11 protein-coding genes are annotated in these 13,063 nt (G+C 65.3%); all 11 read left to right on the top strand.

From position 1 onward, the window contains the following. The first annotated feature begins 333 nt into the window (after positions 1 to 333). The 11 genes from coq7 to murG all read left to right on the top strand — a co-directional run bounded on the left by coq7 (position 334) and on the right by murG (position 13,049). Positions 334 to 984, top strand: a complete 651-nt coding sequence (gene coq7 / locus BG83_RS0124315; protein WP_024979192.1) for a 2-polyprenyl-3-methyl-6-methoxy-1,4-benzoquinone monooxygenase — start codon at positions 334 to 336, stop codon at positions 982 to 984. 382 nt (positions 985 to 1,366) lie between these two features. Continuing rightward, positions 1,367 to 1,795, top strand: coding sequence for a division/cell wall cluster transcriptional repressor MraZ (gene mraZ, locus BG83_RS0124310; RefSeq protein ID WP_024979191.1), 429 nt, complete (start codon positions 1,367 to 1,369; stop codon positions 1,793 to 1,795). A 9-nt stretch (positions 1,796 to 1,804) separates the two neighbouring features. Beyond that, positions 1,805 to 2,764 carry a 16S rRNA (cytosine(1402)-N(4))-methyltransferase RsmH gene (gene rsmH / locus BG83_RS0124305; protein ID WP_024979190.1) on the top strand — a complete coding sequence of 320 codons (960 nt, stop codon included), beginning with the start codon at positions 1,805 to 1,807 and terminating at the stop codon, positions 2,762 to 2,764. 19 nt (positions 2,765 to 2,783) lie between these two features. Next, the gene (gene ftsL / locus BG83_RS0124300) at positions 2,784 to 3,128 is read left to right on the top strand and encodes a cell division protein FtsL (RefSeq protein ID WP_024979189.1); all 345 of its coding nucleotides are present in this window, start codon (positions 2,784 to 2,786) and stop codon (positions 3,126 to 3,128) included. Beyond that, positions 3,125 to 4,912: a peptidoglycan D,D-transpeptidase FtsI family protein gene (locus BG83_RS0124295; RefSeq protein WP_024979188.1), complete on the top strand. Its 1,788-nt coding sequence runs from the start codon at positions 3,125 to 3,127 to the stop codon at positions 4,910 to 4,912. Before ftsL ends, BG83_RS0124295 begins: the two co-directional genes overlap by 4 nt. Beyond that, complete coding sequence (locus BG83_RS0124290; RefSeq protein WP_024979187.1) at positions 4,909 to 6,453, top strand: UDP-N-acetylmuramoyl-L-alanyl-D-glutamate--2,6-diaminopimelate ligase; 1,545 nt, start codon at positions 4,909 to 4,911, stop codon at positions 6,451 to 6,453. The genes BG83_RS0124295 and BG83_RS0124290 overlap by 4 nt, the downstream gene beginning before the upstream one ends. Further along, the gene (locus tag BG83_RS0124285; protein ID WP_024979186.1) at positions 6,450 to 7,886 is read left to right on the top strand and encodes a UDP-N-acetylmuramoyl-tripeptide--D-alanyl-D-alanine ligase; all 1,437 of its coding nucleotides are present in this window, start codon (positions 6,450 to 6,452) and stop codon (positions 7,884 to 7,886) included. Before BG83_RS0124290 ends, BG83_RS0124285 begins: the two co-directional genes overlap by 4 nt. Positions 7,887 to 7,901: 15 nt before the next feature. Further along, a complete protein-coding gene (mraY, locus tag BG83_RS0124280) occupies positions 7,902 to 9,071 on the top strand; it encodes a phospho-N-acetylmuramoyl-pentapeptide-transferase (protein WP_024979185.1) in 1,170 nt (389 codons plus the stop codon). 143 nt (positions 9,072 to 9,214) lie between these two features. Then, positions 9,215 to 10,714, top strand: coding sequence for a UDP-N-acetylmuramoyl-L-alanine--D-glutamate ligase (gene murD, locus BG83_RS0124275; protein WP_024979184.1), 1,500 nt, complete (start codon positions 9,215 to 9,217; stop codon positions 10,712 to 10,714). Further along, the gene (ftsW, locus tag BG83_RS0124270) at positions 10,711 to 11,952 is read left to right on the top strand and encodes a putative lipid II flippase FtsW (RefSeq protein WP_024979183.1); all 1,242 of its coding nucleotides are present in this window, start codon (positions 10,711 to 10,713) and stop codon (positions 11,950 to 11,952) included. The genes murD and ftsW overlap by 4 nt, the downstream gene beginning before the upstream one ends. Beyond that, positions 11,949 to 13,049: an undecaprenyldiphospho-muramoylpentapeptide beta-N-acetylglucosaminyltransferase gene (gene murG, locus BG83_RS0124265; RefSeq protein WP_024979182.1), complete on the top strand. Its 1,101-nt coding sequence runs from the start codon at positions 11,949 to 11,951 to the stop codon at positions 13,047 to 13,049. Before ftsW ends, murG begins: the two co-directional genes overlap by 4 nt. The last annotated feature ends 14 nt before the right edge of the window (positions 13,050 to 13,063 follow it).

Here is a 13,063-nt window from a genome sequence, read left to right as displayed (position 1 = left end):
CCTCCGTTCTCGTCTTCCCGCCCCATGACTTTCAAACGAAGTCGCTGACTAATGTAGCAACGCGGTACTGGGCTCGGTCGAAATTTGCGAACGAATGTTCGTAAACGCGCGTTTGCTGTCTGATCTCGGCAACAGGCTGTTTCCGAATTTGAAATAGATCGGCGATAGGCGTGCTCGATTCCTTGCGGTTTTAGATGCGATCCCCGCGCCAACAGGGTTATCCCGTACAGTAGTGTTTGGTCTACCAGGTTCTGACCGGAGGCAATGTGCCGCGCGGTGCCGGCTTTACAATGGCGATCGCGCCGCACGCCATTGCCGGCGGTGCCCGTACCTATGCTCGACCGCTTCATCCCCGAATTCGACCGCGCTTTGCGCGCTGTGGCAGGCGTCACCCGCGCCAGCCGACCGAACCCTGCTGACGCCGTTATCGTGTCCACCTCCGCGGACAGGACCGATAACGCGACCAAGCCTTCTGAGGCCGACCGCCGCCATGCTGCCGGCCTGATGCGCGTGAACCATGTCGGCGAGGTCTGCGCGCAGGCCCTGTACCAAGGGCAAGCGCTGTTTGCCCGGGACCCGGCCATCCGGGCCCAGCTCGACGAAGCCGCACGCGAAGAAGAAGACCATCTCGCCTGGTGCGCCCAGCGCCTACAGGAACTGAACGACCGCCCAAGCCTGCTCAACCCGCTGTGGTATGCCGGCGCTTTCGCCATCGGCGCGGTGGCCGGACGCCTCGGCGACAAGATCAGCCTTGGTTTCGTCGCCGAAACCGAGCGCCAGGTCGAGCATCACCTCGACGGCCATCTCGATGCATTGCCCGAGCAGGACACACGCTCGCGCGCCATCGTCGCCCAGATGCGCGACGACGAAATCCGCCACGGCGACAATGCGCGCCAGGCCGGTGGCATTGATCTGCCTGCGCCGATCCGCCAAGCCATGCGTGCCGCGTCACGCGTCATGACCACCGCCGCCTATCGCATCTGACGCGCGTGTGGCGGGTCGACGGCCCGACGACACGGCGCTGGCTCCTCCATTCGCCCGAGCTTTGCCGCCCGCGGTCTGTGCCCTCGTATGAGGGCGCGGTCGCTCGCCATTCGCTCACGTGGTTTCTGCATAAACCACGCTATCTCCTTCATTTGATTGGGAAAAGTGACTTGTCTCCTCCGGGAGGGTGCGCTAAGTCATTGTTCTGATTGCAAATTTTCCGTCTCGCAGCCCTCCGCAAGCCTTGACCGCCTAAAGTCGTTCCTCTAAAGTGGGAAACAGTGTCAGAAAGTGTAGTTTTGTGGTTTAAAGAGGCCGTTTGCAGGCCAGTTGACGGCAAGGTGAGTGGCGATCGAATCGCCACACGGAGAGAGAAACCAACGTGTTCCAGGGTGCGTCGGCGCTGACGCTGGATGCCAAGGGGCGGATGTCCATTCCGTCGCGGCACCGCGAAGCGCTCCAGCTGCAGGCCGAGGGCCGGGTGACTGTGACCAAGCACCCGGACGGTTGCCTCATGCTGTTTCCGCGCCCCGAGTGGGAACGCTTTCGCGAGCGCATCGCCGCGCTCCCGATGGAAGCCCACTGGTGGAAACGGATCTTCCTGGGCAGCGCCGCCGATGTCGAACTCGATACCGCCGGCCGCGTCCTCATCACCCCAGAACTGCGCACGGCTGCCTCCCTTGAACGTGACGTGATGCTGCTCGGCATGGGCAGCCACTTCGAAGTCTGGGACGCCGCCACGTACACCGCGAAGGAGCAAGCCGCCATGGCGCAAGGCATGCCCGACGCCCTCAAGAATTTCTCCTTTTGATGACGCACGATGACAACCCAAGCCAGTACGGGACTGCGCCATCAGACGGTGCTCTTAGACGAAGCGGTCGATGCGCTCATCTGGCGCGACGACGGCATCTATATCGATGGAACCTTCGGGAGAGGCGGGCACAGCCGGCTCATCCTGAAACGGCTGGGGCCCGGCGGCAGACTTGTCGCCTTCGACAAGGACCCGGCAGCAATCACCGAAGCGGGCACCGTAGAGGATGCCCGCTTCGCTATTGAGCATGACAGCTTCGCGCAGATGGCCTCGGCTCTGGATGCGCGCGGCATTGAACGGGTGGCCGGCGTGCTGCTCGATCTCGGCATCAGCTCGCCGCAGATCGACGAAGGCGCACGTGGCTTCTCGTTCCGGATGGATGGCCCGCTCGACATGCGGATGGACACCACGCGCGGCATCACCGCAGCCCAATGGCTGGCCGAGGCTGATGAGCGCGACATTGCGAGGGTGATACGGGACTATGGGGAAGAACGGTTTGCTGTACAGATTGCAAAGGCGATTGTTGCTCGCCGGGGCCAATCCGGGGATCGAGGTCCTCTCGATCGCACATCCGAGCTTGCCGCGCTCGTGGCGCAAGCCGTCAAAACACGCGAGAAGGGCCAAGACCCTGCGACCCGCACCTTTCAAGCTTTACGGATTCACGTCAATCAAGAGCTTGCGGACCTCGAAACCGGTCTGAAGGCCGCCTTTGAACGCCTGGAACAGGGGGGACGTCTCGTCGTGATCAGCTTCCATTCGCTGGAAGACCGCATCGTCAAGCGCTTTATGCAGGCCCTGGCGCGCCCGGAGCAATCCGCCGCGCCGGAACTGCGTCGGGCGCCGCTGCGTGCGCATGAGCTGCCGGCGCCGCAGTTGCGCCTGCTTGGCCGCGTGAAGCCGTCGGAGGCCGAGGTGTCGGCCAACCCGCGTGCGCGCTCGGCCATCATGCGCGTGGCCGAGCGTTGCTGAGCCGACGGAGACGCACGCCATGAACCGCCTGAACATGTTCCTGCTGACTGCGCTGGTGCTGTGCGCGCTGTCGCTGGTCAACGCACAGCATCAGGCGCGGCAACTGTTTGTCGCGCTGGATCGCGCGCAGGCGGAAGAGAAGCAACTCAACACCGACTGGTCGCGCCTGCAATATGAGCAGAGCGCGCTGGGCAAGAGCGCTCGCATTGCCGACATCGCGAGCAAGCAATTGAAGATGTCGCCCGCGCAGGCGGGTCGCACGCAGTATCTGCAGGGGTTTGCCGATCTGCCGGCAGCAGGGGGGGCCTCCGGGGCGTCCTCGGCAGCGGCGAGCGCGCCCACGGCTTCCGGAGTACAGCCATGAGCGGCGCACGCAAGTCCAACGGCACCACGGCGCGCGCGCGCCTGGGCCAGTTCTCTGCCAGCCCTGTGCTTGGCCTGCGCCTGCCGATGTGGCGCTCGAAGCTGGTCGTGTTCCTGATGTTCGCGGCGTTCTTGGCACTGATCGGCCGCGCGCTGTGGATTCAAGGTCCTGGCAACCGCTTCTATGAAGTCGAGGGCAAGAAGCGCTTCCAGCGCACGCTGGAATTGCCGGCCACGCGCGGCAAGATTCTCGATCGCAATGGTCTGGTGCTGGCCACGAGTCTGCCGGTGAAGGCCATCTGGGCCGTGCCGGAAGACGTGCCCAACAACGTGCCTGGCGAAGACATGAAGAAGCTCGCCAAGCTGCTTGACATGAACAACAAGGAGCTTTCGGGCAAGCTGGGGGAAGACAAAGGCTTTGTCTACCTCAAGCGCCAGGTGCTGCCCGAGGTGGCCGACCAAATCGCCGCGCTGAAGATCGAAGGCATCTATCAGACGCGTGAGTACAAGCGCTTCTATCCGGAAGGCGAGGCGATGGCGCACATCGTCGGGTTCACCAACGTCGAGGACAAAGGCCAGGAAGGCATGGAGCTGGCGCGCGAGTCCGACCTCGCGGGTGCCGCCGGCCAGCGTCAGGTGATCAAGGATCGGCTGGGCCGCGTGGTGGAAGACGTGGGGGTGCTCAAGGCCCCGCGTGATGGGCATGATCAGACGCTGTCGATCGACGCCAAGATCCAGTACCTGACGTTCAACGAACTGAAGGCCGCCATTGAGCGTACCCGCGCAAAGGCCGCCAGTGCGATCGTGCTGGATGCGCAGACCGGCGAGGTGCTGGCGCTCGCCAACTATCCGACCTACAACCCGAACGACCGAAGCCGCCTCTCGGGCGAGCAACTGCGCAACCGCGTGCTGACCGACACCTTCGAGCCCGGCTCGATGATGAAGCCGATCACCATCAGCCTGGCGCTGCAGCTCAAGCGCGTGACGCCCACCACGCTGGTACAAACCAACGGCAAATACAGCTTTGAAGGCGCGACCATTTCCGATACCGGCAACTACGGCACGCTGACGGTCGCGCAAGTGATTCAGCACTCCAGCAACATCGGTACGACCAAGATCGCGATGATGCTCAAGCCGCAGGAAATGTGGGACATGTTCACCAGCGTTGGCTTGGGGCAGGCGCCGAAGATCGGCTTTCCGGGCGCGGTGGCAGGGCGGCTGCGACCGGCAAACAAATGGCGCCGCATCGAGCAGGCGACCATGTCGTACGGCTACGGCCTGTCGGTGTCGCTGTTCCAGATTGCACATGCGTACACCATCTTCGCGCACGATGGCGAGCTGATCCCGATCACGATGTACCGCACTGATGGCCAGCCGCCGCAGGGCGAGCGCGTGATTTCGCCGGAGGTGGCGCGGCAGGTCCGTCAGATGCTTGAGACCGTGACGGCGCCCGGCGGCACCGCACCGCAGGCCCAGGTGATGGGCTACCGCGTCGGCGGCAAAACCGGCACAGCGTGGAAGCACACCGGGCGCGGCTATGACCGCTCGAAGTATCGCGCCTCGTTTATCGGCCTGGCGCCGATGTCGAACCCGCGCATCATCGTGGCGGTGAGCGTGGACGAGCCCACCGTGGGTAACCGCTATGGCGGCGGCGCGGCCGGCCCCGTGTTCTCCCAAATCGTGGGTGGCACCCTGCGTGCGTTGAACGTGCCGCCGGATTCGCCGGTGCGACAACTCGTGATGACCCCGGACGTGCCGGAAGAGCCGGTGGGGGGGCTGCAATGACAATCAAGCCCACCTCTGACCGCCCGACCATCGCCGCGCGCCTCGCGCCCGTGGTGGATTGGCTGCGCGCCCAGGCGCCGGCGGGTGCCGACCTCACCAGCGACACGCGCAAGCTCAAGACCGGCGACGTGTTCGTCGCCTACGTGCTCGGCAATGTGCGCCAGCGCGGCGATGGCCGTCCGCATATTCCGCAGGCGATCGAGGCTGGCGCTTCCGCCGTGCTGGCCGAAGCCCATGGCTATGCAATGCCCGCAGACGCGCCCGTGCGCATCCTGCCCGTAGACGGTCTGGCTGAACTGGCCGGGCCGCTGGCGGCACAGTGGTACGGCGTGCCGGGCCCGGATGCCTTGCGTGTGATTGGCGTGACGGGCACCAACGGCAAGACATCTTGTTCGCAATGGATTGCGCAGGCGCTGACCAAACACGGCCAGCGTTGCGCAGTGGTGGGTACGCTCGGCACCGGGTTTGTCGATGCGCTGGCCGCTACCGGCTTTACCACGCCGGATGCCATCCAGCTGCAGCACAGCCTCGCCGATCTGCACCGTGCGGGTGCCCGCGCCATCGCCATGGAAGTGTCGTCGCATGGTCTGGAGCAAGGCCGCGTCGATGGCACTTGCTTCGACATCGCGGTGTTCACCAACCTCACGCAGGATCACCTCGACTATCACGGCACGATGGCCGAGTACGAACTCGCCAAGGCGCGCCTGTTCGGCTGGCCGGGCCTGCGTGCAGCCGTCATCAACCGCGACGACGCAGCCGGTGTGCGCTTGCTGCAGAGCGCCCGAGCCGATGTCGAAACCATCGAATACGGCATCGACGGCGAAGCCGCTGCGCGGCACGGTGCCAAGCAATGGCTGCGCGCCAGCAACGTGCGTGCGCACCGCACCGGAACGACATTCGACGTGGACGGCAGTTTTGGCCATGCAACCGTCCATGCGCCCACGGTGGGTTTGTTCAACGTATCGAATCTTCTCGGTGTGCTGGGCGCATTGCTGGCCGCTGGCGTGCCGTGGCAGGACGCCATCGCGCGCCTGGAAAAGCTGCAACCCGTGAGCGGCCGCATGGAGCGTTTCGGCGGCGAAGACGGTCCGCTGGTGGTGGTCGATTACGCCCACACGCCCGACGCGCTGGAGCAGACGCTGCGTGCGCTTGGGCCGATTACCGAGGCGCGCGGCGGCAAGTTGTGGGCCGTGTTCGGCTGTGGCGGCGACCGCGACCCCGGCAAGCGTCCGCACATGGGCGCCATCGCCGAGCGCCTGGCGCCGCACGTTGTGCTGACCTCCGACAACCCGCGCAGCGAAGATCCTCAGCACATCCTCGACGAGATCGCCGACGGCATGGACAACCCGCGTGCCGCCACCCAGATCGAAGACCGCGCGGCTGCCATCCTGCATGCCGTGCGGCACGCCGATGCGCATGACGTGATCGTCGTGGCCGGCAAGGGGCATGAATCGACGCAGGAGATTGCCGGTCGCAAGCGACCGTTCTCCGATCAGGAGCATGTGCGCCTGGCGCTTGCAGCCCGCGGGGTGAATGCATGAGCGCCCAGACCGTGATGATGCATGCCACCGACGCCGCTGCCTGGATGGCCGGCGCCCATCTGGCTGGCCCCGACGCGGCGATCCTGCGCGTGACGACTGACAGCCGAGCCGTGCAGCCCGGCGACCTGTTCGTCGCGCTGATCGGCGAGCGTTTCGATGCACACGATTTCCTGCCTGAGGTGGTGGCGCGTGGCGCTGCCGCCGTGCTGGTGTCGCGCGCACCTGCTGCCACGCTGGATGTGACCAACGTGGCCGTGCTGACCGTTGCAGATACGCGCATCGGCCTGGGCCAACTTGCCGCCGGCTGGCGCCGCCAGTTCCCGATTCCCGTCGTCGCCGTGACAGGCAGCAACGGCAAGACCACGGTCAAGGAAATGATCTCCGCGATCTTCGCGCAGGCCGTAGGTGAAGACGCCCGCCTGGCGACCGCCGGCAACTTCAACAACGACATCGGCCTGCCGCTCACGCTGTTCCGCTTGAACGCGCAACACAAGCTGGCCGTGCTCGAACTCGGGATGAATCATCCGGGCGAGACGGCCGTGCTGGCCGCCATTGCCCAGCCGACCGTGGCGATGATCAACAACGCCCAGCGCGAGCACCAGGAATTCATGGTCAGCGTGGAAGCGGTGGCTGAAGAACACGCCGCCGTGCTGGCAGCGTTGCCGGCCGATGGCGTGGGGGTGTTCCCGCGCGACGCGGCCAACGGTGGCGAATATGCGCCGGTGTGGCAGGCCGCGGCCGGTGCGCGCCGCGTGCTCGATTTCGGTATCGAGGCCGGGGCTGTGACAGGCACGGTGGTGGACACCGCCGACGGTCAACGCATTCATGTGCAGGCCCCTGGCCAGCGCTTCGTCATCACCTTGCCGCTGCTCGGTCTGCACAACGCACGCAATGCGCTGGCCGCGACGGCATGCGCGCTGGCGGCCGGTGTCGCTCCCGAGGTGATCGCACAAGCGCTGGGCAACTTTGCTCCGGTCAAGGGGCGGCTGCAGCGCAAGCAGGGCACGCACGGCGGCCTCGTCATCGACGACACATACAACGCGAACCCGGATTCGATGCGCGCGGCGATCGATGCGCTCGTCACGCTGCCGGCGCCGCGCTGGCTGGTGCTGGGTGACATGGGCGAGGTTGGTTCGCAGGGCCCGGCTTTCCACGAAGAAATCGGCGCTTACGCGCGCGAGCACGGCATCGACGCAGTGCTGGCAACCGGCGAGCTTGCGCGCCACACGGTCGACGCATTCGGCGCAGGCGCGCAGCATTTTGCGTCGGCAGAGGACTTGATTGAACACGGCGTGCCCGCCATTGCGCCGGCCGCGACGGTATTGGTGAAGGGCTCGCGCTTCATGCGGATGGAACGCATTGTGGAAGCGCTGGTCTTGAAAGACCCGGTTGCGGATTTGTCGGCCGGTTCCAGCACACAACAGCAGCATTAAGGGAAGCAAGAACCCATGTTATTGGCATTGGCGCAATGGTTGCAGAACGACTACGGCTTCCTGCGCGTCTTCAACTATCTGACGTTCCGCGCCGTGATGGCATCTCTCACGGCGCTGGTGATCGGCCTCGGGTTCGGGCCGTTTGTGATTCGTCGCCTGACGGAACTGAAAGTCGGGCAGGCTGTGCGCAGCTACGGTCCGCAGACGCACCTGGTCAAGGCCGGCACGCCCACCATGGGCGGTGTGCTGGTGCTCATCGGCATTGCCGTGTCGACGCTGCTGTGGGCGGACTGGGGTAACCGCTTCATCTGGATCGTGCTGTTGGTCACGCTTGGCTATGGCGCGATCGGCTGGGTGGATGACTACCGCAAAGTCGTGCACCGCGATCCAAAGGGTATGTCTTCGCGCGAGAAGTTCTTCTGGCAGACCGTGATCGGCCTGTTTGCGGCGGCCTATCTGGCGTTCTCGGTGTCCGAGACGAGCAACATGCGCGTGCTTGAGCTGTTCATGGATTGGGTGCGCAGCGGCCTGTCACTGAACCTGCCGGCCAAGTCGCACCTGATCGTGCCGTTCTTCAAAGAGATCAGCTACCCGCTGGGCGTGTTCGGTTTCATCATCCTGACGTACCTCGTGATCGTCGGTTCCAGCAATGCCGTGAACCTGACCGATGGCCTCGATGGCCTGGTCATCATGCCGGTCGTGCTGGTGGGCAGTGCGTTGGGCGTGTTTGCCTACGTGATGGGCAGTGCCGTCTACAGCAAGTACCTGCTGTTCCCGCACATTCCGGGCGCAGGTGAGCTGCTGATCTTCTGCTCGGCGATGGCCGGGGCGGGGCTTGCCTTCCTTTGGTTCAACGCGCATCCGGCGCAGGTGTTCATGGGTGACGTTGGCGCGCTGGCGCTTGGCGGCGCGCTGGGCACGATCGCCGTGATCGTGCGTCAGGAAATCGTGCTCTTCATCATGGGCGGCATTTTCGTAGCCGAGACCGTCTCCGTGATGCTGCAGGTCACGTGGTTCAAGTTCACCAAGAAGCGTTATGGAGAGGGCCGGCGCCTGTTCCGCATGGCACCGCTGCATCACCATTTCGAGCTCTCCGGCTGGAAGGAAACGCAAGTGGTCGTGCGCTTCTGGGTCATCACCATGATGTTGGTGCTGATCGGCCTGTCGACCCTGAAGCTGCGGTGAACACGGACATGACCGACATGACCGAATCGATCAGCCCGGACGACATGGACGCCACGCAGCCGGAAGCGGCCGTGGACGCCGTTGTTGCGACGCTCGATTCTGCCGAGCCGATGCCCGCCGCTGAAACCGCGCAGGCGCCGCGCATGTTCGGCGACTTCGACTCGCCGGTGGTGTTGGTGCTCGGTCTCGGTGAGTCCGGCTTGGCAATGGCGCGCTGGTGTGCCCGTCATGGCGCGCGAGTGCGTGTGGCGGACACGCGCGAGGCACCGGCCAACCTGCCGACACTGCGTGCACACGTGCCGGATGCCGAATTCGTTAGCGGTCCGTTCGTCGTGTCGCTGCTGGACGATGTGACGCTGGTGGCGATCAGCCCCGGGCTGTCGCCGCTGGATGCCAACGTCGCCGCGCTGCTGAGCGCCGCCAATGCGCGCAGCGTGCCGGTGTGGGGCGAGATCGAATTGTTTGCCCGCGCGTTGGCGGGTCTCAAGGCCGCGCAAGGCTACACACCGCGCGTGCTGGCCATCACCGGGACTAACGGCAAGACGACCACCACGGCGCTCACGGGCGCCTTGGTGGAGCGCGCCGGCAAGACTGTCGGCGTGGCAGGCAACATCAGTCCGTCGGCGCTCGATAAGCTCGGCGAATGCGTTGACGCCGGCACGCTGCCCGACGTGTGGGTGCTCGAGCTTTCCAGCTTTCAGCTCGAAACCACGCACACGTTGGACGCCGATGCCGCCACCGTCCTGAACATCACGCAGGACCACCTCGACTGGCACGGCACGATGGACGCCTATGCCACAGCCAAGGGCCGTATCTTCGGCGCCAACACCGTGCGTGTGCTGAACCGTCAGGACGCCGGCGTGATGGCATTCGCCAGCAAGAAGGGCGGCGATATCACGTTCGGTATCGACGAGCCGGGCACGCCCGATGCGCTCGGCCTGCTGCGCGATGGCGGCATGCCCTGGATCGTATTGGCCGAAGTCGATGAGGACGATCTGCCCAAGCCCACGCGCCGCAAGAAAAGCGACAACGTGCCGGCAGCGCCGGTGCCGGTGCGCCTCAAGCGCCTGATGCCCGCCGACGCACTGCGCATCCGTGGCTTGCACAACGCGACCAACGCGATGGCTGCGCTGGCACTGTGCCGGGCGATCGGCCTGCCGGTGAGCGCGCTGCTGCACGGCCTGCGCGACTACGCCGGCGAGCCGCACCGCGTCGAGCTGATCGCCGCGTTTGACGATATCGAATTCTTCGACGATAGCAAGGGCACCAACGTCGGCGCCACGGTAGCTGCACTCTCGGGCTTGTCCAAGCACGTCGTGCTGATCGCGGGTGGCGATGGCAAGGGTCAGGATTTCTCGCCGCTGGCAGAGCCGGTCGCGCAATACGCGCGCGCCGTCGTGCTGATCGGCCGCGATGCGCCGCTGATTCGCGAGGCTCTGGCCAATACCGGCGTCACGCTGGTCGATGCCCCGACGCTGGAAGTCGCCGTGCAGGAAGCCGCCGCGCACGCGCAACCGGGCGATGCCGTGCTGTTGTCGCCGGCGTGTGCCAGCTTTGACATGTTCCGCAACTATGAACACCGCGCCCAGGTGTTCCACGAGGCCGTGGCCGCGTTGGCGGCAGACCGAGGAGTCCTCCTATGAGCGACACCCAGATCAAGCGCAGCGGCTTCATCGGCGCGACCATCGGCAATGCGTGGGAAGGCCTGCGCGATGCTGTTTCGGGGGTCAAGCCCACGCGCTCGAAGATGATGGAGTACGACCAGCCGCTGATGTGGGTGGCGATCGTGCTGCTCGGCCTCGGGCTGGTGATGGTGTATTCCGCGTCGATCGCATTGCCGGATTCGCCCAAGTACGCCAACTACAGCAACGGGCACTTCCTGATTCGCCACATTTTCTCGCTGGTGATCGGGCTCATCGGAGCGATCGTCGCATTCCAGATTCCGGTCAAGTTCTGGGACAAGTACGCACCGAAGCTATTCATCATCGCGCTGGTGCTGTTGGTGATCGTGCTCGTCCCGCACGTGGGCAAGGGCGTGAACGGCGCGCGCCGCTGGCTGCCGCTGGGCGTGATGAACTTCCAGCCGTCCGAGCTGATGAAGCTGGCGGTGGTGCTGTACGCCGCCAACTACACCGTGCGCAAGCAGGACTGGATGCAGAGCGTGCGCAAGGGCTTCCTGCCGATGGGCGTGGCCGTGGCGTTTGTCGGCTCGCTCCTGCTGTTGGAGCCGGACATGGGCGCGTTCCTGGTGATCGCGGCCGTGGCCATGGGCATCCTGTTTCTGGGCGGCGTGAACGGCAAGCTGTTCGGCGGGCTGGTACTGACGGCAATTTCGACCTTCTCGCTGCTGATCGTGGCGTCGCCCTGGCGGCGCGAGCGGATCTTCGCGTACCTGAACCCCTGGCAAGAAGAATACGCACAGGGCAAGGCTTACCAGCTTACGCACTCGCTCATCGCTTTCGGCCGTGGCGAGTGGACCGGCGTGGGCCTGGGCGGCAGCATCGAAAAGCTGCACTACCTGCCTGAAGCACATACCGACTTCATCCTGGCCGTGATCGGCGAGGAGCTAGGCTTCGTCGGCGTGCTGATCGTGATCCTGCTGTTCTACTGGATGGTGCGCCGCGCGTTCGAGATCGGTCGCACCGCGTTGCAGCTCGACCGCACGTTCGCCGGCCTGGTCGCCAAGGGCCTGGGTATCTGGATCGGCTGGCAGGCCTTCATCAACATGGGTGTGAACCTCGGCCTGCTGCCAACCAAGGGCCTGACTCTGCCGATGGTCAGCTACGGCGGCTCGGGCATCCTGATGAACTGCGTGGCGCTCGCGCTGCTTCTGCGCATCGACTATGAAAACCGCGTGCTGATGCGTGGGGGCAAGGTATGACGGCACGCATTTCGGCCGATCTGGCGCCGCGCACGCTCCTCGTCATGGCCGGTGGTACGGGCGGTCACATCTTCCCCGCGCTGTCGGTGGCCAAGCTGCTGGCCGGGCGCGGCTGGAGGGTGGTGTGGCTTGGTAACGCCAATGGCATGGAAGGCCAACTCGTACCCAAGCACGGCTTTCCGCTGGAGTCGGTGCAGTTTGGTGGCCTGCGCGGCAAGGGCCTCGTCACCAAGTTTCTGCTGCCGCTCAACCTGTTGCGCGCGTTCTGGCAGAGCCTTGGCGTGGTGCGCCGCGTGCGTCCGAACGTGGTGCTGGGCATGGGCGGCTATATCACGTTCCCGGGCGGCATGATGAGTGTGCTGCTGGGTCGCCCGCTGGTGCTGCACGAACAGAATTCCATCGCAGGTCTGGCCAACCGCGTGCTCGCGCGCGTGGCCGATCGCGTGCTCTGCGCGTTTCCGAATGCGCTGTCCGGCGCCGAGTGGGTCGGCAACCCGATTCGCGCCGACTTGGCCATGCTGGCTTCGCCGCAAGCGCGCTACGCCGAGCGAACCGGCCCGCTGCGCGTGCTGGTCGTGGGCGGCAGCCTGGGCGCGGCGGCGCTCAACGATGTGGTGCCCAAGGCGCTGGCGTTGCTGCCGGCCGATACGCGCCCGATCGTCATCCACCAGGCGGGCGCCAAGCAGATCGACACGCTGCGCGCCAACTATGCAGCCGCCGGCATTGACGATGCCCACGCGCAGCCCGTGCCCTTCATCGACGACATGGCGGCCGCGTATGCGCACGCCGATCTCGTGATCTGCCGTGCGGGCGCAATGACTGTTTCAGAAGTGGCCGCGGCTGGTGTCGCGGCGCTGTTCGTGCCGTTCCCGCATGCCGTGGACGATCACCAGACCACCAACGCGCGCTTCCTCTCCGAACGCGGTGCGGCGCTGTTGGTGTCGCAGCAGGAACTGGGTCCGGCATCGCTGGCAGATACACTCGCGTCCCTGACGCGTGCTCAATTGGCCGATATGGCGGCTAAAGCACGTGAGCAGGCACGGCCCGAAGCGGCCGAGCGTGTCGCCGACGTGTGTGTAGCGGTGGCACGGGCATAGGGAATCGAATCGAT

The sequence above is a fragment of the Ralstonia pickettii genome (assembly GCF_000607165.1).
GTDB classification, from domain to species: Bacteria; Pseudomonadota; Gammaproteobacteria; order Burkholderiales; family Burkholderiaceae; genus Ralstonia; species Ralstonia holmesii.
Note: the sequence above shows the minus strand (reverse complement) of the source record. Positions and strands in the feature narration are given on the sequence as shown.